24 protein-coding genes are annotated in these 23430 nt (G+C 38.5%); 21 read left to right on the forward strand and 3 right to left on the reverse strand.

Annotation, left to right across the window (positions count from 1 at the left end):
* Positions 1 to 45 precede the first annotated feature (45 nt).
* The 3 genes from P6N53_RS01415 (at position 46) to P6N53_RS01425 (ending at position 2815) form a co-directional block, all read left to right on the forward strand.
* Entirely contained in the window at positions 46 to 732 is a 687-nt protein-coding gene (locus P6N53_RS01415; RefSeq protein WP_304540567.1) for a response regulator transcription factor, read from the forward strand.
* Position 733: 1 nt separating this feature from the next.
* The gene (locus P6N53_RS01420; protein ID WP_304540569.1) at positions 734 to 2017 is read left to right on the forward strand and encodes a sensor histidine kinase; all 1284 of its coding nucleotides are present in this window, start codon (positions 734 to 736) and stop codon (positions 2015 to 2017) included.
* A 231-nt stretch (positions 2018 to 2248) separates the two neighbouring features.
* Positions 2249 to 2815: a copper amine oxidase N-terminal domain-containing protein gene (locus tag P6N53_RS01425; RefSeq protein WP_304540571.1), complete on the forward strand. Its 567-nt coding sequence runs from the start codon at positions 2249 to 2251 to the stop codon at positions 2813 to 2815.
* Between the two features lie 77 nt (positions 2816 to 2892).
* Here P6N53_RS01425 and P6N53_RS01430 read toward each other — a convergent pair whose 3' ends face one another.
* Entirely contained in the window at positions 2893 to 4602 is a 1710-nt protein-coding gene (locus P6N53_RS01430) for a HAMP domain-containing sensor histidine kinase (protein ID WP_304540573.1), read from the reverse strand.
* On the reverse strand, positions 4599 to 5282 hold the full coding sequence (locus tag P6N53_RS01435) for a response regulator transcription factor (protein WP_304540575.1): 684 nt from the start codon (positions 5280 to 5282) through the stop codon (positions 4599 to 4601). Before P6N53_RS01435 ends, P6N53_RS01430 begins: the two co-directional genes overlap by 4 nt.
* A gap of 189 nt (positions 5283 to 5471) precedes the next feature.
* Here P6N53_RS01435 and P6N53_RS01440 point away from each other — a divergent pair, with 189 nt between their 5' ends.
* The 6 genes from P6N53_RS01440 to P6N53_RS01465 all read left to right on the forward strand — a co-directional run bounded on the left by P6N53_RS01440 (position 5472) and on the right by P6N53_RS01465 (position 12501).
* Positions 5472 to 6341, forward strand: a complete 870-nt coding sequence (locus P6N53_RS01440; protein WP_304540576.1) for a carbohydrate ABC transporter permease — start codon at positions 5472 to 5474, stop codon at positions 6339 to 6341.
* Positions 6342 to 6393: 52 nt separating this feature from the next.
* The gene (locus P6N53_RS01445) at positions 6394 to 7272 is read left to right on the forward strand and encodes a carbohydrate ABC transporter permease (protein ID WP_304540578.1); all 879 of its coding nucleotides are present in this window, start codon (positions 6394 to 6396) and stop codon (positions 7270 to 7272) included.
* A 28-nt stretch (positions 7273 to 7300) separates the two neighbouring features.
* Positions 7301 to 8467 carry an efflux RND transporter periplasmic adaptor subunit gene (locus tag P6N53_RS01450; RefSeq protein ID WP_304540579.1) on the forward strand — a complete coding sequence of 389 codons (1167 nt, stop codon included), beginning with the start codon at positions 7301 to 7303 and terminating at the stop codon, positions 8465 to 8467.
* Positions 8464 to 9870, forward strand: a complete 1407-nt coding sequence (locus P6N53_RS01455; RefSeq protein WP_304540580.1) for an ABC transporter permease — start codon at positions 8464 to 8466, stop codon at positions 9868 to 9870. The genes P6N53_RS01450 and P6N53_RS01455 overlap by 4 nt, the downstream gene beginning before the upstream one ends.
* Complete coding sequence (locus tag P6N53_RS01460; protein WP_304540581.1) at positions 9839 to 10966, forward strand: ABC transporter ATP-binding protein; 1128 nt, start codon at positions 9839 to 9841, stop codon at positions 10964 to 10966. Before P6N53_RS01455 ends, P6N53_RS01460 begins: the two co-directional genes overlap by 32 nt.
* A 104-nt stretch (positions 10967 to 11070) precedes the next feature.
* Complete coding sequence (locus P6N53_RS01465) at positions 11071 to 12501, forward strand: ABC transporter substrate-binding protein (protein ID WP_304540583.1); 1431 nt, start codon at positions 11071 to 11073, stop codon at positions 12499 to 12501.
* A 106-nt stretch (positions 12502 to 12607) separates the two neighbouring features.
* Here P6N53_RS01465 and P6N53_RS01470 read toward each other — a convergent pair whose 3' ends face one another.
* Positions 12608 to 12826, reverse strand: coding sequence for a VOC family protein (locus tag P6N53_RS01470; RefSeq protein ID WP_308447255.1), 219 nt, complete (start codon positions 12824 to 12826; stop codon positions 12608 to 12610).
* Positions 12827 to 13530: 704 nt separating this feature from the next.
* Here P6N53_RS01470 and P6N53_RS01475 point away from each other — a divergent pair.
* From P6N53_RS01475 to P6N53_RS01525, 12 genes are all read left to right on the forward strand, one after another.
* Complete coding sequence (locus tag P6N53_RS01475; RefSeq protein WP_304540587.1) at positions 13531 to 14574, forward strand: PocR ligand-binding domain-containing protein; 1044 nt, start codon at positions 13531 to 13533, stop codon at positions 14572 to 14574.
* A gap of 15 nt (positions 14575 to 14589) precedes the next feature.
* Positions 14590 to 15003, forward strand: a complete 414-nt coding sequence (locus P6N53_RS01480) for a chemotaxis protein CheW (RefSeq protein WP_304540589.1) — start codon at positions 14590 to 14592, stop codon at positions 15001 to 15003.
* Between the two features lie 198 nt (positions 15004 to 15201).
* Positions 15202 to 15456, forward strand: a complete 255-nt coding sequence (locus tag P6N53_RS01485) for a TfoX/Sxy family protein (protein WP_304540591.1) — start codon at positions 15202 to 15204, stop codon at positions 15454 to 15456.
* Positions 15457 to 15795: 339 nt separating this feature from the next.
* Complete coding sequence (locus P6N53_RS01490) at positions 15796 to 16467, forward strand: hypothetical protein (RefSeq protein WP_304540593.1); 672 nt, start codon at positions 15796 to 15798, stop codon at positions 16465 to 16467.
* Between the two features lie 13 nt (positions 16468 to 16480).
* The gene (locus P6N53_RS18705; protein ID WP_373322964.1) at positions 16481 to 16711 is read left to right on the forward strand and encodes a 4Fe-4S dicluster domain-containing protein; all 231 of its coding nucleotides are present in this window, start codon (positions 16481 to 16483) and stop codon (positions 16709 to 16711) included.
* A 102-nt stretch (positions 16712 to 16813) separates the two neighbouring features.
* Complete coding sequence (locus P6N53_RS01495; RefSeq protein WP_304540595.1) at positions 16814 to 18004, forward strand: HAMP domain-containing sensor histidine kinase; 1191 nt, start codon at positions 16814 to 16816, stop codon at positions 18002 to 18004.
* Entirely contained in the window at positions 17982 to 18668 is a 687-nt protein-coding gene (locus P6N53_RS01500; RefSeq protein ID WP_304540596.1) for a response regulator transcription factor, read from the forward strand. The genes P6N53_RS01495 and P6N53_RS01500 overlap by 23 nt, the downstream gene beginning before the upstream one ends.
* 264 nt (positions 18669 to 18932) lie before the next feature.
* Positions 18933 to 19556 carry a TetR/AcrR family transcriptional regulator gene (locus tag P6N53_RS01505; RefSeq protein WP_304540597.1) on the forward strand — a complete coding sequence of 208 codons (624 nt, stop codon included), beginning with the start codon at positions 18933 to 18935 and terminating at the stop codon, positions 19554 to 19556.
* Positions 19557 to 19582: 26 nt separating this feature from the next.
* Positions 19583 to 20584 carry an HlyD family secretion protein gene (locus P6N53_RS01510; protein WP_304540599.1) on the forward strand — a complete coding sequence of 334 codons (1002 nt, stop codon included), beginning with the start codon at positions 19583 to 19585 and terminating at the stop codon, positions 20582 to 20584.
* The gene (locus tag P6N53_RS01515) at positions 20568 to 21668 is read left to right on the forward strand and encodes an ABC transporter permease (RefSeq protein ID WP_304540600.1); all 1101 of its coding nucleotides are present in this window, start codon (positions 20568 to 20570) and stop codon (positions 21666 to 21668) included. Before P6N53_RS01510 ends, P6N53_RS01515 begins: the two co-directional genes overlap by 17 nt.
* 35 nt (positions 21669 to 21703) lie before the next feature.
* A complete protein-coding gene (locus P6N53_RS01520; RefSeq protein ID WP_304540601.1) occupies positions 21704 to 22462 on the forward strand; it encodes a transposase in 759 nt (252 codons plus the stop codon).
* Between the two features lie 43 nt (positions 22463 to 22505).
* Positions 22506 to 23363: a nitroreductase family protein gene (locus tag P6N53_RS01525; RefSeq protein WP_304540603.1), complete on the forward strand. Its 858-nt coding sequence runs from the start codon at positions 22506 to 22508 to the stop codon at positions 23361 to 23363.
* Positions 23364 to 23430 lie beyond the last annotated feature (67 nt).

Below are 23430 nucleotides of genomic sequence, written 5' to 3' on the forward strand. Positions count from 1 at the left end.
GATACTTTTGTGATATAGTAAAAAAATAATAAGGGAGGCATGAAGGTGAGAATTTTAATGGTCGAAGATGAGAAGTATATGGCAGAAGCCATTGCTCAGGTCCTAAAAAAGAATAACTATAGCGTTGATTTGGTGCACAATGGGGAAGATGGACTGGATTTTGGACTTTCTGGAATCTACGACATCATAATTCTCGATATTATGCTTCCAAAAATGAATGGTATAAATATATTAAGAGAATTGCGTAGGAAAGGTATTGAAGTCCCTGTTATTTTATTAACGGCAAGGGGAGAAACAGAAGACAAGGTCATCGGTCTTGACAGTGGTGCTGATGATTATTTGGCAAAACCGTTCCATTCTGACGAGCTGTTAGCTCGTTTACGCGCCTTGGGCCGCAGAAAAACCGAACTGATAAATGACGGTATACTTAAATTTGGAGATATCCGGTTGAATCCACATACCCTTATCCTTAACTGCGAGAATAGGGAAACAAAATTAACCCTAAAGGAATCCCAATTATTGGAATTATTAATCAAAAGAAATAACATGATTATCTCAAAAGAGAATATTATTGAAAAATTATGGGGTTATGATACTGATGCTGAAGATAACCGTGTAGAAATACATGTATCCCTTTTAAGAAAAAAATTAAATAATCTGGAATCCGGTGTCTCTATCCGTACAATAAGGGGTGCCGGGTATGTCTTAAAATCGGTAGAGGATAGGGAATAAAATGTTTACAAAGTTGCGCAACAAATTCCTCATTATTAACATGTCAATTACTTCAATAGTGATGATTATTGCATTTGCTATCATTTATTTTATGACCTATAGCAACATACAAGGAGATATCCAAAATAAATTGGCTTCGCGGGCAGAGAGACAACTAAGAATAGAAGGAATAGAGTTGCCAATGGTTGCGGAAAGAAGAACCATTATCTTTCCTTCAGATGATCTTCTTGCATTTAGTATTGAGGTAAACTCCGAAGGTGAGGTATTAAAAATCAGCTCTGTTATTGACATGCCTGAAGAAGCTTATTTTAAGGCTGCCAAGGCTGCCTGGAGAAATAAAAAAGACTATTCCACAGTAACATTAGAGGGTAAACAATGGCAATATGTAATAACTCAAGCCAGTCAACATGTCTTCTATAGAAATGGATTACTATATACCAGCACCGAAAGAAATTATCAGATTACATTTTTGGATGTGACAGTATACACAAAAACACTGTTTGAACTCCTTATCACATTACTATTTGTGGGATTAATTATGCTTTTTGCTATTTTTATTATTAGCCTGTACTTTGCTAACCGGGCCATTAGACCAATAGCTCAAACTTGGGAAAAGCAGAAACAATTTATTGCTGATGCCTCACATGAGTTAAAAACACCCCTTTCGATAATAAATGCTAATTATGACTTGCTTTTAGCAAATCAGGAAGAAACCATTAAAAGTCAAATAAAATGGTTTAGCTATATAAAAATCGGAACTGATAGAATGACAAAGCTTATTAACGAACTTTTATCTTTAGCAAAAATAGAGGATATTAATTTTAAGGTAATAAAAATGCCATTTAATATTAGCAACGCAATAAATGATGTTATACTGTCCATGGAAGTGATGATGAATGAAAAGGGTATTAAGCTAAACCGCTCCATTGAGCCAGACATAATTGTTAAAGGCGATGCGGAAAGAGTTAAACAGGTTATCACCATTTTATTGGAAAATGCCATAAAGTATTCAGATGATAATGGCTCTATTGATGTATTGCTAATAAGACAAAAAAGGCAAGCTGTCTGTTCTATAAAGAATACTGGAAAAGGAATAGCAAAAAAAGATCTACCTAAGATTTTTGACAGATTCTATAGAGCAGATTCTTCCAGAACACATGAAAATGGAGGTTATGGTTTAGGACTATCCATTGCAAAAACAACCATAGAGAGGTTGGGCGGCGAAATATATGTCAACAGTGTGGAAAATAAGGAAACCACCTTCACTTTTACCCTTGAACTGTAAAATCCTTAGAAAAACCTTGACTAAATGCCAAGGTTTTTAGCTTTATTATAAATGTGAAAAAACATGATAAACTGTGTAAAATTGTGAAAATTGAAGGAAAATGAAGATATAATAGCAAATTCTATAAATTTATAAAAGAAAAAATAGAGTAACCAAAATTATTCAAGGAGGGGGGAAGAAGCAAAATCAAGGACCCTGAATATCAGGCAAAGGTAAAATAAGGAGGTTAAAATGAAAAAGAAATTAATAGCAACATTAACTTTATGTCTTTTTTTATTAAGTACCAGCCTTGTGATGGCGGCGGCGCCACCGGCGATCTATATTAATGAGAGTAGCTTAGTTACAGAGAACCGGGTTGTTATTGAAGAAGGCAGGACACTGTTGCCATTAAGGGCCATTTTTGAGGCAATGGGCCAGGAAGTAGTATGGTATGCTGATGATAGGTCAATTACTTCTGGCGGCATATGGTTACAGATAGATAACCCTACTGCCACAGTTGATGGAACGGAAGTAACCTTAGACGTGTCTGCGAAAATAATTGATAATAGTACTTACGTACCTTTGCGCTTTGTTGCCGAAAGCCTAGGTAAAGATGTTAATTGGAATGGCGAACAGAATCGGGTTGACATAATGGACAAGCCTGCAACTGATATAGATGAAACAGTAGTTCAGGAAGATATAGTGGATGAGGAAGAAACATTAATTGATGAAGAAATAGTAGATGAGAATCTAACTGATGATGAGGCCGATGAAGATGTTGTTTTGGAAGAAATAGTAGAAGTTGATGTAGTAGAATAACCAGCTGAACGGGCATTGGCTCGCCCGGAGAGAAAGCCGTGGATCGTGGATCCCGGCTTTCTTTTTTTATGAATACGCTATGCGTCAGAGTTGGGCAATAATTGCTTACGATTGATAACACTCAAGGTTTTTTTTAGGGTAAAGAAAAATTTGACACCATATGTTGTATTCATCACCCCATACTCACTACCATGGAGAGCGAGGATATCTTTGACTATGGCAAGTCCGAGTCCTGTTCCGCCCAGATCCTTGTTCCTTGACTTTTCAATCCGGTAAAATTTACTCCAGATATTTTGCAGCTCGGCTTCGGGGATATGCTTGCCAGGATTCTCTATTTCTATAAGCACTATATCACCATTATCCTCGGCAAAAATTTTTATGATGCCACCTATGGGAGTATATTTTAGAGCATTATCGAAAAGATTTGTAAGGACTTGTTCAATTCTGAACATATCGCCTATCACTTCCAGGTCATTTAAAGGAGTTTGCAGATCAAAGGTTTTTCCTTTAAGCTGGGCATTGGCCATAAACCTCTCTACAATATCGTTTAATAAACTAATGATTGGGAAATCTTCGACCTTCAGATTAAAAGTGCCCGATTGAAGCTGAGAGAGATCTAGCATATCCTCAACCAGCGAGGCCATTTTCTTGGTTTCATCGATGATAATATCAGAATAATATTCCCGTTTTACTCCGTTGGTAATATTGTCTTTGATTCCTTCAGCATAGCTGCTGATGAGGGAGATGGGAGTTTTTAATTCATGGGATACCCCTGCAATAAATTCATTTCTCATTATTTCCAGTTGTTTTTCTTTCTCAATGTCTTTTTTTAACTTTTCATTGGCAACCGTTAATTCCAGTAATGAAGAATTCAGCTTTTCGGAGAGAAAATTTAAGGTGGCGGATAAACTGCCTATTTCATCCTTGGAGTTGACAGGGCATTTGGCAGAAAAATCAAGTTCGGACATTTTTAAAGCCGTTTTGTTAAGTGTGAGAAGCGGTTTAGCAATCATTTTCGAGAAAATCAGGGATAAGATTATAATTAATAACAGAGCGATGGCGTAAAAATAAACATAAAATTGCTTAATGACTGATGCGGCTTCTCCAATGGGTTGTAACGAAGTTGCAGCGGTTAAAACGCCGGTCACTTTATTGTCGATTACAATAGGTGCAATCCCCACTAGGCTGTTTTGACCGTCAATTTTCACGCCAGAGCTGTAAATCATAATTTGACCTTCGTCAATGACTCTGGAGACCCCTTGGGGGTCTAAGGTCCATTGCTGTAATCCATTGATCAGCATTTCTATCCTACTGTCCATATTGTAAGTAATAATATTATTTGTGATATTGGGCTGGACGAAAGGGGCTGAGGCAATTTTAATTATGAATTGTTTTTTATCCTCTCTACTGTCCATATTGTCAGTAGTAATATTATCTGTGATATTGTTCCGGGTAACTGGGTCTGAAGATGACTTGGCTCTAAGTATGAATTGTTTTTTATCCTCAAAAATACGTAGGGTTTCACTCGATAGATTGATGATTGCTGTATTGGCGTTGTTTTCGTTTTGGAACCCGACCAATAAGCCTGTATAATCCCTGTTGTTTTTTACTGAATTAGTATAAGTGGCAATGAAGGCCCTGAAATTGGCTTCAAAATCTTTGGTTTTTTTATCGAAATAAAACTTTTCAATAAAAAGTGTTTGCAGGAGCATAGTAATGCTGGTAAAAAGGATAAAGAACAGGGCTGTAACGATAAAAAGCTTAAAGGTAATACTTTTCTTTTTCATTTTATCACCTCAAGTTTATACCCGATGCCCCTGACGGTAGAAATAATATCGCTTTCACTTTTTAATTTCTGCCGAAGCCTTTTCACGTGAGTGTCGACAGTTCTTAAATCTCCGTAATACTCATAACCCCATACCTTGTTCATAATTATCTCTCGGGAAAGCACCATATTCTTATTCCTAATAAAATAAACCAGAAGCTCAAACTCTTTGGGGGTTAGTTCTATATTTTCGTTGGCCAGGGCTACGGTATGTGATAGTTCATTGACAACCAGACGGCCAACATAATGAATTTCCGGCGATTCCTTAAGGTAATCACCCGCCCTTTTTAAGAGGGCGTTTATTTTTGCCACCAGGATTTTGAGGCTGAAGGGTTTAGTTACATAGTCATCGGCCCCGTATTCATAACCTAAAAGCTTGTCATTTTCTTCAGACTTGGCGGTCAGCATAATTATGAGGACCTGGGAATTATATTTGCGGATATTCCTGCAAACGGATAACCCGTCTAATTTTGGCATCATAACATCAAGGAGAATTAAATCAACTCTATTTTTTTTAAAAAGTTCCAGAGCTTCGACCCCGTTATTGGCCACTAGCGTCTGATAACCCTCATTTTGCAGATAATCCGCTATGATGTCTTGCATGCGGGGTTCATCTTCTACAATTAAAATTGTTTTATTCATTAATGATCACCTGTAGATGATTTTAGCATAAGCCTAAGGGAAAAAAACAGAAAAACAACCTTTGCCACAAAACTGTCACATAGACGCCACGAGGTTGTCACAAAACTGCCTTATTAACTCCATCAAGCTGCCAAAAAACTTTAGTAATATTAAGCCATTGCTCGATTCATCACAACTAAGGTGGCAAATATGAAAAATAAATTGACAATGAAAAATGAGTGCCTGGCCTGGTTTTTTCTTGGGCCAAGCCTGATAGGTTTTTCTCTTTTTTACCTGCTCCCCTTTGTCAACGGTTTTTACTATTCCCTGGTGGACAGTCCCCTTAACGGTAATTTTGTCGGATTACATAATTACGTGTCGTTGTTAAAAAACCCCAGCTTTTTATCGGCTCTGGCAAATACAGCCAAGTTTACTCTAATCTGTGTGCCTCTGAATATGATGCTGTCCCTGGGAGTGGCTTTGTTACTAAATAGAAAAATACAGAACAGCAATCTGTTTCGCACTATCTTCATAACTCCTTTGGTGGTGCCCGTAGCCTCAGTGGTTTTAGTTTGGCAGGCCTTTTTTGATATCAACGGAGTTTTAAATTCCCTGATTCATACCCTGGGTCTCCAACCTATGGACTGGATGAAAACAGACTGGGCCATGATTGTGGTTCTGGTGGTTTATCTATGGAAAAACATTGGTTACAGCATGATCCTGTTTCTGACTGGATTGCAGAACATACCGGCTGAATATTACGAAGCGGCCAGGATAGACGGAGCCAGCCGCTGGCAGGAGTTTTTTCGGATAACCCTGGTTTATCTAACCCCTACGGCTTTTTTTATTTTTGTCATCTCAATTATCAATTCATTCAAGGTTTTCAGGGAGACGTATCTTATCTCCGGTGAATATCCCCATAGCAGTATCTATATGCTGCAGCACTACATGAATAATATGTTCATGGCTCTGGATTATCAGAAACTGACTTCTGCGGCCTTCATTATGGCCTTCTTTATAGTGGCCGTCGTTTTACTGCTTTTTATTGTGGAGAGAAAAATCAGTAGCATGATTAATTAAAAACTAGTTGGGGACATTTCTGTCCATTTCCTTAAATGGGGGGATTAGTGTTTTGAATCGTAAAATAAAAAAAATACTCCATTTTACAATTTTATTGCTTCTGGCTGTCTTCTTCTTGTTTCCCTTAGTTGTAACCATTACGAATTCATTTATGAGTGAACAGGCAATCGCCAATAATTATGATGTGGTTACAACCAAAAGTTTAAGCAACTATAATGCTGACGACACGAATCCCTTTGCCCGGTTCCAGCTTATACCCGACGTAGTAGTACTAAAGCAGTATTATACCGTGCTTATTAAAAAGATTCAGTTTCTTTTCATGTTCTGGAATTCCGTGCTGATTACTTTCCCTATCGTCATTGGGCAAACTATTGTTTCAATTTTGGCTGCTTATGCCTTTGCCAAACTAAAGTTTAAAGGGAGAAATTTCTTATTTTTTTTGTATATCATTGTGATGCTAATGCCATTTCAGGTAACCCTTGTGCCCAATTATATAATGGCCAGCAAGCTGGGCCTGCTTAATAATTCTTTGTCCATTATCTTTCCCGGCATTTTCGGTACTTTTGGCGTATTTCTTTTAAAACAGTATATGGAGCAAATACCGGATTCCTATCTTGAAGCAGCCAAAGTAGACGGAGCCAGCCAGCTACAGATCTTCCTCAAAATAATCTTACCCATGTCCAGGGCTGGCATAGCAGCCATGGCTATCCTTGTTTTTATTGATAACTGGAACATGGTCGAACAGCCGTTGATTTTTTTACAGGATGCTGCCAAACAGCCCCTTTCTCTGTATCTTTCTAAAATAATTGCTGATGAAAAGGGGGTAGCCTTTGCCGCGGCTACTCTGTATATGATGCCAATACTATTGATCTTCCTTTATGCAGAAAAATATTTACTGGAAGGGATCCGGCTTTCGGGAATCAAAGGCTAAGAACTTACTCAAGAAGGGAGACAGAAAATTGCACAATGAAGCAATTGGGGATAATGCACAAAGAAAAAAGGTGATAGGGAAGTTGGGCCTGCTGTTCCTTATAGGGATGATCTTTTTGACATTCTTCTCCAATACCATCAATAACTTTACCCTTCCCAGGGTCGAAGTGGCCCGGCCAACGAATGGGGCTTTAATTAAGGAAATATTCGGGGAAGGGACGATTGAGGCTAAATCAATCTGGGAGGAATATACTGATTCCAATTTACGAGTCAAGGATATCATGGTGGGGTTGGGGGATAAGGTTAGCAAAGGCCAGCCCATCCTTAGCCTGGACATAGACAGTCTGAAGTCCAATTATCAGGATGAACTGGCCCGCTATCAGCAATTGCAGCTTTCCCTGGCTGGGGCCTGGGAAGAGCAGGCCCAAAAACAAAGGGATTATAACAACCTAAAATACCTATTTGAACTGGGTGCTGAAACATCGGTAAATTTTCAAAATGCCGAAAAGAACCTGACGGATGCGGAAAGAAACTGTGAGAATATCCAGCTTAATCTGGAAATACAGGCCAGAAAGGTGGAAAGCCTAGCCAAACAGGTGGAAAACAATGGCGTGTATACAGCACCCGTAGACGGTATAATCACGGAATTGAATTTTGACAAAGGCTCTATGGCCAACAACTCGATGCCTCTGTTTAAATTGGCCGATCCTAGTCAAGGTTTCCGGCTTGTAGTACCAATAGCCAGTGACTTAGCCGATTATGCCAGGCCTGGAGACACGGTCAGTGTTAATATTTTCTCCTTAGTGGACAAAAAGACCGAAGGGAAAATTGAGAGGATAGTAGATAACAGCCAATATAAAGGAGAAGAGAAGGATTTATGGGTCGACGTGTCTCTGGAAGGCTTGACAGGAGGTGAAAAGGGACAAGTTTATTTAAGCAAAAAAACGAAACAATACACTACCCTTGTCCCCAACAGCGCGGTTTATAACGACAGCATCGGTTCCTATATCTTTGTCTTAAAATCAAGAAAAGGACCTTTAGGCACAGAGAGCTATTTGCAAAAAATGGAAGTAATTGTAGAAGACACCGATAGTACTAAGTCAGCCCTTACAAGTATGGTAATAGACGAAGTGGTGATACAAAGCAATAAACCGGTGGAGGATGGGGATAAAGTTCTTAAGGAGGCAGCAAATTGAAACCGGCCAAACTAGCCTTTCTTATTCTGGCCTTGGGCATATTTATTTTAACCTTAAGCCCAATCCTGGGGGCATCACTGTCCGCTAAATTTGCGGAAATAAATGGACCGCATAAAACAAATAAAAATACCGCCACTTGGCTAGGCAATTCCAAGCAGTCGGGGGGTGGCTCTTTTTCCCTGGAGAATATGAGACAACTAGCCCAATACAACCTCCGGGACTATGATCTGGCTTACGCCCTGGAAACAAAAACTTCTGTAGTTTATAAGCAAAACCAAAGTCAGGCCAAGGTGCTGGGGGTGAATGACAGGTATAATCAATTCCATCAAATAAACCAGAAAGCAGGCAGTTTTTTAACCTCCAATCATGAAAACCAACTAGTTGCCGTAATCGATGAAGAAATGGCTCAGAATCTTTTTCAGAACTGCAATGTGGTAGGCCTGGATATAGAACTATATGGCTGGAAATTTAAAATAATCGGGGTGATAGAGGATGAACGCTCCCTGATTGGAACCTTGATGGACAAGGGGTACGGTACAGTGTACATACCGATTAAAAAGCTAGTGGAATTCGAGTCTAGTTTTAAAATAACCTCTTTGGAAGTGGAAACAAGGGATATCGGAACCACAGGCCGCAATGTCGCCGATTTTAAAACGGCCCTGAGTTCAATTGGCCAAGACCCTGCCAATTACAAAATTATCGATTATAACATGGAACGTCTCCTGCTGGAACAAAAGAACCTGCTGCGTAATTTTGTGGTAGGCATGGGAGCAGTTGTGGTGCTTTTCGGTATATTCAGGCGAAAAACAAGGAGTATTTATCGTTTCTTTCGCTTAAGACTCCAAGAAAAATATTTTTCAGAGATTATTAGGGGGGACGCCGCCCGGCTTATTTTTGGTATTGCAGAAATATTAGTGATTGTCTCGGTGATGTTTCTGTTATGGAGATTAATCAAATTTCCTTTATATATTTCGCCGGAAAACATACCCAATGAGCTTATAGATATTTCATTTTTTAGCAACCTTTTGAAGAACGTGATACAAGCTAAGGTTCAAAGTGCTGGGTATGTAGCAACGTCAGGGGAAACCCAGTTAAATATTCTAAATACCATTCAGAACTGGAATTTATTTTTAAGCATTTTCCTTGGTTTGCCGCTATTCTATCTAGGGCTTTATCAGGTAAAGATGTTGGGGGAAAAACTTCTAAAAGTCGAAGTTTTCTGCTGTGCTATCATGATGGTCTCCTTAGTCATAAGTATCGCATTGTTGCTGATGACAAAAATGCCTCCCGTCATAGATACCAAGGGAGTACTTTTGCTATTCATCTCTATATTTTCAACCGTAATTTCGTTTACTGTGAGGAGTGAACTGGATGGCCAATCTAATTTTGAAAAATCTATATAAAATCTATCCTGATAACGTTACAGCAGTCAAAGATCTCTCTCTTGAAATAAAGGATAAAGAGTTCTTAGTATTGGTAGGACCCTCGGGCTGTGGCAAAACAACCACATTAAGGATGATTGCTGGATTGGAGGAAATTTCATCCGGTGAAATATATATCGAAGACAGGTTAGTTAATGACGTAGCTCCCAAGGAAAGGGATATTGCCATGGTTTTTCAAAACTATGCCCTTTATCCCCATCTAACGGTCTATGACAATATTGCCTTTGGACTTAAATTAAGAAAGATACCTAAGGATGAAATTAAGAAAAATGTGCAAGAAGTGGCCAGGATCCTTGCTCTCGAAGACCTGCTTGACCGCAAACCCAAGGAGCTCTCCGGCGGGCAGAAGCAAAGGGTAGCCCTGGGACGAGCTATGGTGAGAAAGCCCAAGGTTTTCCTGATGGATGAACCCCTGTCCAACTTGGATGCTCAGTTGAGAACTCAGATGAGAATAGAAATTGCCAAGCTCCATAAAAATCTGGAGACGACTTTTGTCTATGTGACCCATGATCAAACAGAAGCTATGACCATGGGAACCAGAATTGTTGTAATGAAGGATGGCCTTATCCAGCAAATTGATAACCCGCAACGCATTTATGACCGCCCGGTTAATAGGTTTGTGGCTGGCTTTATAGGCAGCCCCAAGATGAATTTCTTGGAAGCCTTAATTATAGAGCAAAATGGCCGTATTTTTGCCAAAGTAGCTGATTCTCTCTTGCTCGTTTCCATTGCAAGGGGACAAGAGTTAAAAGATAAGGGATATCTAGGCAAGGAAGTGATACTAGGGATAAGAGCGGAGCATCTTTACGGAAAAGGAGATTTACTGGCCCGCCATCCTGAGTGTATTTTGAGTGGGAGGCTGGAGTTTACCGAATTGAGGGGGTCTGAGACCTATCAATATGTAAAGATAGCGGAGATAGAGGTGGTTGTTAGGGTGGACTCGGAATTACAGGTCGAAACTGGACAGAAAGTGAAGGTGGGTTTTAATATGTCAAAAATCCATTTTTTCGATAAAGAAAGTGGGGTGAATATAGCGGAAAGGGGACACACCTGCTAAAGTTTAGGTATTTCTTTATGGACAGGTATGTCCCCAATTAATGGTATGTCCACGATTAACATAGATTCTTATTGTTTGTTAGATTTTGAAAAGGGGTGCTTTTTGTGACAAAAAATAGAACTGAAGTTGTTTTTGGTAAAAAAATCCTTTGCCTGACACTAACCTTGGTCCTGGTCCTCTTCCTAGGCTTATTTACCGTCGGTTGTGGAAACAGTCAGGCTACCGGGGAAGAAAATGAGTCCCTGACCATTTCGGTTGTGACCAAAGATATGTACCTGGATACAGCAGTAAAAAAATTTGAAGATCTTCATCCTGGCGTTAGCGTGGAAGTGAAAGAATATACCTCCAACCCCTTGCCCCCTGCTTCAGGAAACGGTGTAATGATTAGGACAGAAGATCCCAGCGATATTGAAAAATATGTAACGGCTATGAATACCCAGCTTATGTCCGGCCAGGGCAGCGATATTATTTTGTTAAACAACCTGCCCTATGAGACCTATGCGGATAAAAATCTTCTGGTCAATATAGATCAGATGATGCAGTCGGATCAGAGCTTCGACAGCAGCAAATACTACCAGAATGTTCTGGAGGCTTTAAAATATAAGGGTAATCTCTATGGGTTGCCGGTTAGTTTCAGTATTGATATGATGGCCGCCGATAAAACTTTGCTGGAAAATTCCCAGGTGGAAATTGATGACAACACCTGGAGTTGGAATGATTTTGTAACAACTGCGGAAAAGGTTATTATGGACAACAAAAACGGGGGAACCCAGGAGATGTATGCCCTGGCCGGGATGGATGAAAAAATGCTGATTACATCTTTAGTTAAAGAAAACTTTAGCAAATTAGTCGATCCGGAGAGAAAGATAGCCCATTTTACTGAAAAAGAATTTCTTGACATCCTGAACCTTAGTAAGTATCTGATTGACAACAAGATGGTTAATACGGATACAACCCAGAACAAAATGATGGAGCTGGCATCACGGGGCAATCTTATTTTCAATGTGACTTCCATGAGAGGATTTATGGGTCTTCAAGCGGCCAAGATGACTTTCAACGGAGAGGTTCAATTTTTAAAGACTCCCGGAAACGAAGGCAATCTGTTCTTTTCCACGGACTCTATGTATGGGATCAGCAACAAGTCAGCCAATAAAGAACTGGCCTGGGAATTCCTGAAATTATTGGTTTCTGATGAGATGATGACCCAAAGGACACTTATGGGAATGCCAATTAATAAGAGTGTGGTTCCCCAAATTGCCCAGGATATTATCCAGCCTTTACAAAAAAGTGGAGGAGGAATCATAAAAGTGGCCAACGGCAGCCAAGCCCAGACCATAACGATGCAACCTCCAACTCAGGAGGAGATCGATTTTGTGGAAAACCTGCTTAATAAAGCCAACAGATATAACGGAACGAACCAAAAGATTATTTCAATTGTGCAGGAGGAAACCACTGCCTTCTTTACCGGACAAAAGACAGCGGAGATGACTGCCCGGTTAATTCAAGACAGGGTAAGTACATACTTAAATGAATAATAGAAAGCATTTAGTTTAAAACATACGAATGGAAAGACAGTTTAAGTCACAAAAATTCTGCAAATATAAACTATAAGGAAAAGGGGTATTATACCTCTTTTTTTTATCAGCAAAAAAGATTATTTGCCTCTCCACTGTCATAGTTAAATTGCCAAGGAATTCCAAACTTATCGGTTACATAGCCGTAATATTTACTCCAGAATGTTTCTTGAAGCTCCATGTCTACAGAAACACCTTCTTTCAGTTTATGAAATAAAGATTTTACTTCATCCATGTTTTTACTGATTATGGAAATGCTTATGTTGTTTCCCGCAACAAAAGGCATACCCGGAAAAATATAGAAAACATGACATTGCTTCCATTATGTTAAGCCGTGTGTGCATTACTAAATTTTTTGCTTCCTCTGGAATAGAAAATTCCGGGCAAGCTGGTGTATCTCCAAGAGTCATAATTTGAGGTTTTTCCGCTGCAAAAACTTCAGCGTAAAACGCTACTGCCTCACGACAGTTGCCATTAAAATTAATATAAAACATTAATAGACATTAGGTTCACTCCTTAGTTATTATTGTTAGTCCTTCATTACAGTAAAATATATAATTGTATTTTTTAACTTTTAATAATCAAATATATTTCTCCGTCTAAGAGAAATTTGACAAGTAAAAAAACACTATTCACCTGAAGAACATTTAGTGCCTAAAATTAATTAATAATAGAATCTTATTAATTATAGTAATGGTAAAAAAATTCAAAAGAGAAGGAAAATGTCAAAAAATGTCGAATTAATGGATTAGATGAAAACGGATAATACAATAAGGATAATAATATTCCACAGGTAAAGAATTTAGCTTATCAATCAATAAGTTATTACCTAGAAAGAGGGGGGTATGAACTGACTTTTGAGTATAATGCTTGGCAAAATCGGTATGTAGCAGAAAAGTAAATATCGTAGTTTTATAGTTGTTATCTTAGTTACCTAATATCAAAGCACCTTTTTATTATCAACAGACAAATTGCAATGGAGGGCTCAATATGTTTAAACAGAAGGCTTCAGAATTCTTTGACGTTTCCTCTTTAAATTTATCTGATGTAATTGATTTAGACTTCTTGCAAAAGTTTCAAGATAATTTTGCAAAAGGTATGGGATTAGCGAGTGTAACTGTGGATGATAAAGGTAACCCGGTAACCAGGCCAAGTTGTTATACTGAATTTTGTATGAATTTTACACATTCAACCAAAATAGGGGATGATCGTTGTGCGGAATCACACCGTAAGGGTGGAGAAGAAGCAGCAAGGACAGGAAAACCTGCAGTATATCATTGCCACGCCGGATTAATCGATTTTGCTGCACCTATAATACTTGAAGGGCGTCAACTTGGAACCATCTTGGGTGGGCAGATTTTAGATCAAGCGCCAGATGCTGAACGTTTTAAACAAACTGCCAAGGAAATTGGTGTTGATCCAGATAAATTTGTAGAGGCAGCCAACAAAATTGAAATTAGAACTGAGGAAAGCATTCAAGCAGCTGCTGAAGTTCTCTACATGGTTGCAAATAACCTATCCAAAATTGGATACAGTCAATATAAACTAAAAAATATGTCAAATAATCTTCATGAAGGGCTTACACAGATAGCCGCTTCCATGGAACAAATGGCTGCCTCTGCTGCGGAGGTTTCCCAAAATCAAAACTTATTAAATCAAGAAATAAGTAATGTTCAATCTTTATCAGAACAAATTAATGAAGTCCTAGCCTTTATTAAACAAATAGCTGATGAGACAAAGATGCTTGGTCTAAATGCTGCAATAGAAGCAGCCCGGTCTGGTGAGGCCGGTCGGGGTTTTGAAGTAGTGGCTCAGGAAATTCGCAAGCTGTCAGACGAATCAAAGCAAACAGTTGTAAAAATTAGAGATTTAACTACACATATTCAAAAATCTGTTGGAAAAACCCTGGATACTTCTAGTTCTACTCTAAGTACAACTGAGCAACAGGCAGCTGCTGTACAAGAAGTAAATGCCAGTGTTGAGGAAATTATGGCATTATCCGAGCAATTAAACAAGATATCAAATGATTTGTAGTAAGGTGGTGTCATCATGTCAAAAACCAAAGCTGTAATCTTTGAGATTGGTGCTACAAGATACGGTATTGATATTATGTCATCAAAGGAAATTATCAAATTGCAAACGATAACACCTATTGCTGGGACATCAACCGTAATTGAAGGAGTTATTAGCTTAAGAGATAAGGTTATTCCTGTGGTTAGACTAGGACGATTCTTGGGTATATCGGAGCAAGATTATACTGAAGATACAAGAATTATTATTATTGAAATTAATAATAGGAAATTCGGACTAATTGTAGATAATGTGTGTGAAGTAGAAGACATTCTAGATGAAGAAATGCAGAAAGTTGATTTAATGGTAGGTAATAATCATTATATTAAAGGCATAGTCAAAAAAGATGAACAGTTATGGTTAATTTTAGATATTGAAAAATTTATATTTTAAAGGTTAAACACCCTTATAAAACATAAAAATATGACGATTTAATTCTATATTGCTATTAAAATATACCCCTTACACAGATTTGAGGTAAAATGGTAAAATATGTGTAAGAGGTTATTTTTATTCTTAATACCTGTTGTTATCCCTGCCTTACCACGCATTTGCCACAAGTCAAAAGATCTTTTGAAAAGAGGGGTCAATATGTCAGATTTAACCAACCTACCAAATATAGGTAAAATAATGGAAAAACGTCTTGCAGCAGTTGGAATCAACGATGTGGAATCATTAAGGAAAATAGGAAGTAAAGAGGCTTTTATAAAACTGCGCATGCTAGAGGGGGATACCTGCTTTAGTTCCCTTTGCGGTCTGGAGGGTGCAGTACAAGGAATAAGGTGGCATAACTTGAACGCAAAAACTAAAGAGGACTTGAAAAAGTTTTTTGACTCCTTTAAATAACCTTAGCCTTAATTTAAATGAAATAGCCACAACCGCTATAATGCTGTTCTACTTGGTACAAAAATCAAATGGTAACCCGGAGCAAGGGATGGAATTTTGGCAATGGTACTTACCTATATTGGTATATTTATTTTTTATTATCTTTGGGATTTTCCTATTGCCTATAAATTCCTAAATAAGCGTGATGTTCTCCGTTAAAAGTTTAGATTATACTATTTATCAATAGATTAGCAGGAGTAGGAGACAACATATATTTTATAAAAAATTTATAGTTCGATTAAAGTGAGTTTAATATTGCCGTTTAGAATGACCTTATAAACAAAAAGGGAGGTTGTTCAGATGAACAAGATTAAACTTATGTATGATATCGCTAAAACCATGAAAGAAAAGGAAGTATTTAATGGTTTTCTGCAGGTCGAATGTGCCAAGGATAGTACAGCAATATTCCATATGGAAAATGAATTTTCCAAGAATTTGACTTCAGGTCTTATGGTAGCCAAAATAAAGACAGAAATGGACTACCAGGGGAAAACATTCAAACATGAGAGTAACACAGAATACACACAACTGAGTAAGTCACAGTCAAAGGGCTGCTTTAGGGGAAGACATCCTCATTTCCATCACCGGGGGCACGGGGGTCTGAAAGGCCTTTTCACGGGATTAACTTTAGCTCTGGACATATTGAACAGAACAAAGGTTGAACCACAAACAGACAATTCCAACTTGATAACTCTGGAAATGAATGAATTACCAAAGGAATTGCAAGAATTAAAACAACATTTTATGGAAAGCCATGGTCATGGGCATGCCCATGAAAATCATCAACATGGACATTGCTTGATGAAAGAATTTCATGAATTACAAAATCCAAAACTGATCTTAACTGCCCAGATCAATAAAAATAATGAGATAGAAAGTGTTGAGATACTGTTAAGTGGAAAGCGGCAAGGTAGCTTGGATGAAGGTCATAGCCTTAACTTAAAAGCTAAGCTCACTTTTATAAATAATTAATTGGTGAACCATGATGCTAAAAGCAATCTTGCGTCAACCTAGGAAAAGAATTCTAAAGACCAGGTATATCTCAATAGATGTGAGAAAGTGCCGAGGTTGCGGTAAATGTATTGCAGAATGTCCCAATGACGTACTGGCTAAAGTAAACTTTTTTTTGCATAATCATGTTCACCTTAATAATCCACAAAACTGTACCGGCTGCCTGGCTTGTAAAATTGCATGTTTCCACCAAGCTATAACTTAGTATGATTAGAGAAACAGTCATGGGAGCTATGCTCAGCTCCCATGACTTGTTTTAAAATTTCCAAACTATAGGATATAATGAGGAAAAGGTTGTAGGTGAATCATGTATAGACATAGAAAGTTTAACCCGGAAGAATATCAGAGATTTAAGGAATCACATAGATTTTATCATTCTTATATGCATCGTATGCATCATATGAAGCAGTACCGGCACAGAGACTTTGCTTTATCCCACAAATCTTTGAAATTCCTAAGGCCTGTTTTTTTGCTATTGATCATCCTATTGATTTATATGCTAATTTATTTCCCTGTCAACAAAATTCTCACGTTTTTACTCGGTCTGTTTATCATAGGACATCTTGTTCATTTTGTTTGGATTAGTCACTTAGAAAAAAGAATTTTCAAGCCTATTTTACAGCTTCATGATGGAGTTAAGGAAATTGCCAAGGGTAATTACAATGTGAGGATAGATAATAACGCTTGTAACGAAATCGGCTTCCTAATTGAATCTTTTAATATTATGGCAGAAAAGTTAAAGGAAAATGAAAATCTTAAGCAGGAGTATGAAGAAAACCGGAAGGCGCTGATTGCCAATATATCCCATGATCTGAAAACCCCAATTACCGCCATTCAAGGCTATATTGAAGCAATTCAGGACGGTATTGTTACCTCACCTGAGAAAATGGCTCAATACTTAGAAATCATAAATAATAACACAGTTTATATTAACCATTTAATAGATGATCTCTTTTTGTTTTCCAAACTTGACATGCACCAGTTGGAGTTCAAGATGGAAAGTGTGCCAATTAAAGCTTATATGCATGATCTGATGACCGAATTCAGCTTTGAGCTCCAGGAAAGGGGCTTTGAATTTCATTATACCGATGATATGGCAGAAAAGTATAATGTAGTTATTGACAGGAAAAGGATTTATCAGGTAATCCGCAATATTATCGGTAATGCTATCAAATATGGACCACCGGGGGCTCTGAGGCTGGAAACACGACTATATAAAAGTGAAGGATTCAGCTACTTGACTATAAGGGATAACGGACCAGGGATTCCTGAAGATAAACTTCCTAGAATTTTCGACCGATTCTACCGGGTTGATAGTGAGAGAACTAAAGACTTAATGAGTACAGGTCTAGGTCTGTCTATAGCTAAAGAATTGGTGGAAGCACACGGCGGAAAAGTATTGGTTGAAAGTGTTGTCGGAGAAGGCTCATGTTTTACTTTGGCAATTCCATTATCTACGGAGAAAGGGTCTGGCCATGAAGCATATTCTGATAATTGAAGATGATCTTCATATTGCTGAACTGGAAAGGGATTACCTCCAGTTAAACGGTTATAAAGTAGATATTTGCCAAAATGGCGAAATAGGTTTACAAAAGGTCTTAGACGGTGGTTACGATATTATTATCGTCGACCTAATGCTACCAGGCATAGACGGTTACGAAATTGTCAGGGAAATCCGCAGAAATTTAGAGGTTCCGGTAATCATTGTTTCAGCCAAAAGCGAAGACATCGATAAAATCAGAGGCCTAGGCTTCGGTGCTGACGATTATTTGACAAAACCCTTCAGTTCGGCTGAACTGGTTGCCAGAGTAAAATCTCACATCCAGAGATATGAACGTCTAATGGGCAAGAAGGCATCCGTAGAGATTATCAGCCATAGGGGGTTAGAGATCAATACTTCTTCCCACAAAGTTCTTGTCAATGGCCGGGAGATTATCTTGACCACCAAAGAGTATGAACTTTTATTATTTCTTGCCTCCAACCCCAATATTGTTTTCAGCAAAGAGAAGTTGTTCGAGAAGATATGGGGTGAGGATTATTTCGGTGAACCTGCTACCGTGGCTGTTCACATTCAAAAGGTAAGGAAAAAGATTGAGCCTAACCCTGCCGATCCACAATACATCGAAACTCTATGGGGAACCGGCTATAGGTTCAACGCATAGGGACAAGGGGACAGGTACCTTGTCCCTCCCCTCCCGACATTCTTCCTAGTGAGGTTTGTCTTTTTTTATAGTTATTATTAACAATTTTTATGTGGTTGTTGATTTATTAACTTTCTTAGGGATATTGTTTATTGTGGAAAAACACCTAATAATATACTATACAAATAGATCGTTAATGAACACGTTGTTTAGAAAATATTGCGGAATAATGGATTCTTGGGTTTGTGCTAAGAGGTCTAACTATTATTAGAGAGTAGATAAAATATGCCAAAAAAAACTATAGATAGAAGAACCATTCGAACGAAAAGATTGATTCGGAGTGCCCTAGCTGAGTTAATGGAAGAAAAGGGTTTTGATGGTATCACAGTAAATGAACTAACTGTAAAAGCTGATATTAATCGGGGAACCTTTTATTTGCATTATCGTGATAAACAAGACCTACTAGAAAAATGTGAAGATGAGATTATTACAGAAATCAACGAAATTATAAAGGCTGCACTCCAGCTAAGACCAGAGGAAGTAGTGAAATTAAAGCATTATTTTGAACCATTTCCTTTCGTAATAAAACTATTTGAATACATATTAGAAAATTCCCCCTTTATTAAAGTTATATTGGGACCCAAGGGTAATCCATCCTTTCAAGTGAAGCTGAAAGAGGTATTGAGAAAAGCATTATTAAAAAGGGTACAAACCTTTAATAAGGAAAAAATGATGGTTCCTGCCGATTATTGGACTGCTTATCTTAGCTCAGCATACCTTGGGGTTATTCAGTCCTGGTTAGAAAGTGGTATGAAGGAATCTCCACGGGATATGTCAGTGATTTTATTAAAACTTACCTTTTTAGGACCTGTAACTGTAGCAGGATTAATTCAAACTACTAAATCTTAGCAAATAACAGGAGTGGATTCACGTATATGAAAAAAAGATTGCTCCCCTTTATCTTATTAATTACTGCCCTCTTTACCGGGGGGACCTTGATGATGCTTGAGGGTAAGGATGCCGTAACAATGGCTTCCGTGACGAAAAACAGTTTATTAACTGCCGATACCTTGAACCTATCCTTTCAAGGGGTGGGTGGCAAAGTAATAGCTATACAAGTTATCGAGGAGCAACAGGTAAAACAGGGTGATGTTTTGATGACACTTGAGCCTACTGACCTCGAATTGCAAATAGCAAAACTAAAGACTGATATCCAACAACAGGACGTCAAGCTCCAACAGGTCAAAGCTCAAGGAGACCGTGGGGAAGATGTTGAGCGTCAAATACTGGCCGTAGAAGCTGTCAAACAAGCCTTAGACCTTGCACAAATAAACTATGATCGTACAAAGGCATTATTTGAAGCCGAGGCGGTTGCTCAGGCAAGTCTGGATACCGTCACTTTTCAGCTTGAGAACGCCAAAAACGCCTTATCCCAGCAACAGGCAGCCCTCAAAAAGCTAAAAACAGATATCCAAAACAACGACTATAACGTGGAACTTGCTGAAAAGCAAAAGGAATCCATGATGGTTCAACTGGAAGCCTTAGAAGTTCAAAAGGATCGTATGGTATTGAAAGCACCGGCGGATGGTAAAGTGTCCCGTATTGTTCCCAAGATTGGAGAAAATATCGCACCAGGAGTCATTGCTATTGTCATAGAATCCAATCAATTATATTACGATATCTATGTTAACGAAACACAAATTAATAAATATAAGCCCGGCAGCATGGTGTCGGGCTATGTGGTAGCCTTAAAACGAAATGTCGAAGGTAAGGTCCGCTATATAACTTCAGCACCTCAATATGCTAATATGAGAATGAGTCGAGAAAAAGGACAGGCAGATGTAAGTTCCTTTCTGATTCGCATTGATATAGAAAATACCCCAGAGCTTATTCCTGGAATGACAGTGGAGGTGAATAGCGGTGAAAACACTCATTGATGAGTGGAGGCACATTACCCGGGGTAAATTTATTATCCTGATGCTGATCGTTCCCTTGGTGGTTGCTGCCCTATTTGGCTATATATTTAAAAATGGTGTAGTAAATGAAGCACCCTTGGCGGTTATTGACCTTGATCACAGCACCTATAGTCGACAACTAGTCAATAAGCTAGATTCTTCCCAATATGTTCAGGTTGTTGGTATTTATGACAACTATATTGAAGCCGACCTGCTTTTGTACAATGAAAAATATTCTGGCGTATTATATCTCCCGGCGGGATTAGAGGCAGCTTTCTTACAAGGGAGACCTCTGAATATGGGCCTATACTTAGACATGACCCTGAATGCCAGTGCCAATAGTATACGCACGGGAGTCAGCGAAGTCATTGCTATGGAAAACGCAACCAAAGGAGCTCGTGTGCCTTTGGTTTTAGAGCAGCGTACCCTGTATAACCCCACCAATCATACCCTCATGAATTCCGTTATTCTGTTTATAAATGTGGTTATGGTCGCCCTCCTTGGCTTACAAACCATATCAATAGTTCCACGTCTTCGGCAGGATGGTCGCTTGGAGGAGGATTTGCAACAACCTCTCTGCGTTGTATTACGCATAATACCCTATGCACTCATTACCTGCGCTTCATCCTATTTAGTCATGGGTATTCTCAAACAGATTGGTAGTCTTCGCTTTGAAGCCAATTGGTGGCAAATATTCATTCCATTCTTTTTGTATACATTCAGTACAGGTTTATTGGCAATGCTGGTGGGTTGGACAGCATCTAACCCCGGGAAGGCTAACGGCAGAATCGTTTTTCTGATGCTCCCCTCCTTTTTGTTAAGTGGTGGTCAGGTTCCAGTTGCTTTATTACCAGAATTCTTGCAATGGATTAACAAGGCTATTCCTTTGTCATTGCACCTAAGTATTTTACGAGGTATGGGTTATAAAGGGGGGGGACTGGGTTACTTTATTCCGGAGCTGGGTCACTACATGGTTTTGATTAGTGTTTTTTTATTAGGAATCTTTTTTCTAATTTTCAGGGAAGGGACAAGGGGACAGGTACCTTGTCCCACTACTGAAAACTAATAAAAAACTGATATACTTGTTTTGAGGTGATCTTGATGGCACGTCAAGCACGAAAGAAAAGTGATAGTGGAATATATCATTTAATTTTAAGAGGAAATAATAGGCAGAATATATTTGAGGCTGATGAGGATCGTACAAGGTTTATTGACACTATCAGATTCTATAAGAAAATTTGCAACTATGAACTTTTCGGTTATTGTCTTATGAACAATCATATTCATTTACTGATTAAAGAGAATGGTGAGTCAGTATCAAAAATAGTCAAAAGAATAAGTAGTAGTTATGTCTCTTGGTACAATCAAAAGTATGCTAGATGTGGTCATTTGTTTCAGGAAAGGTTTAGAAGCGAAGCAGTTGAAACAGATGAGTATTTTCTAACCGTACTTAGATATATACATCAAAACCCTCTTAAAGCGGGTATCACTGAAGACATGGAGAAATATGTATGGAGTAGTTATAGGGAATATATGGGGAATAGCGACCATGTTGAGGTTGATTTTGCCTTTAGCCTTATCTTAGGTGACAAAACAAAATCAAAGGAGTCTCTCCTTAAGTTTATGAGCGAAAAAAATGATGACCAGTGCTTAAAACACAGAGAAAAGATAAAGATTTGCGATGATGAAGTTATAGAATACCTTAAGAAACTGGGAATATTAAATGTTAGTGAATTGCAGCGCATTGAAATAGAAAAACGAAATGAAATTATTAGAATAATAAAAAGGATTGAAGGGATAACTATTAGGCAAATAGCCAGAATAACCGGCATACCAAAAAGTGTAGTGGATAGGATTTAGTGGGACAAGGAACCTGTCCCCTTGTCCCAGGAGGAGTGGGTAAATGAGTCAGTATTTTGATAGGCCAATTATAGAGGTGATTAGAGATAGAACCTCGGTCAGGACTTATAAGTCAGATGCTATACCTGAGGAAATAAGGCAGGAGTTAATGGAGTTTGCTAGTACAATACAAGGACCTTTTCAGCCTAAGGTGCGATTTCAATTAATCAATGATGGTGATATCGCTAAAAATACTGATGGTAAGATAGGAACGTATGGGGTAATAAAGGGGGCTAGATCCTATATTGCAGGAATCGTTGAAAAAGGAGAAGGTGATTTAGAACAACTGGGATACATATTTGAAAAACTAATCCTTTTTGCAACGGCTTTAAATCTAGGAACCTGTTGGTTAGGAGGGACCTTTACTAGGAGCGGGTTTGAAAAGTTGTTAAAACTACAGGATCATGAGATGCTACCAGCGATCACACCTGTTGGTTATAAAGTAGAGAAAAAAAGAATACTGGAGTCCTTAATGCGATTTACAGCAGGCTCTAATAATCGAAAGGATTGGAAGGAGCTGTTTTTCAATGAAGGGTTTGATAAACCAATACAGCAGTCAGAGGCTGGAGAATACATAACCCCCCTTGAGATGGTAAGGCTAGCCCCATCAGCCTCCAACAAACAACCTTGGAGGATAGTGAAAATGGGGGAACAATGGCAATTTTACTTATGCTCTTCAAAAGGATATGCAAAAGCAATGGGCTACAATATACAACGTATTGACATAGGGATCGCCATGTGCCACTTTGAGATGACAGTGAAGGAGTCAGGAAGAAAAGGGCATTGGATCATAGATACAGGAGAACAAAAGCAAAAGAGGACTGAGACAATGGAGCATATTGCCAGCTGGGTTGAGGAGTAATAAATGGCATGATAACAGCAACCTGTTTTGTAAAGCATCAATGAAGAACCTGTTCATAACTTAAATG

This window comes from Desulforamulus aquiferis (assembly GCF_030577015.1).
Lineage (GTDB): Bacteria > Bacillota > Desulfotomaculia > Desulfotomaculales > Desulfotomaculaceae > Desulfotomaculum > Desulfotomaculum aquiferis.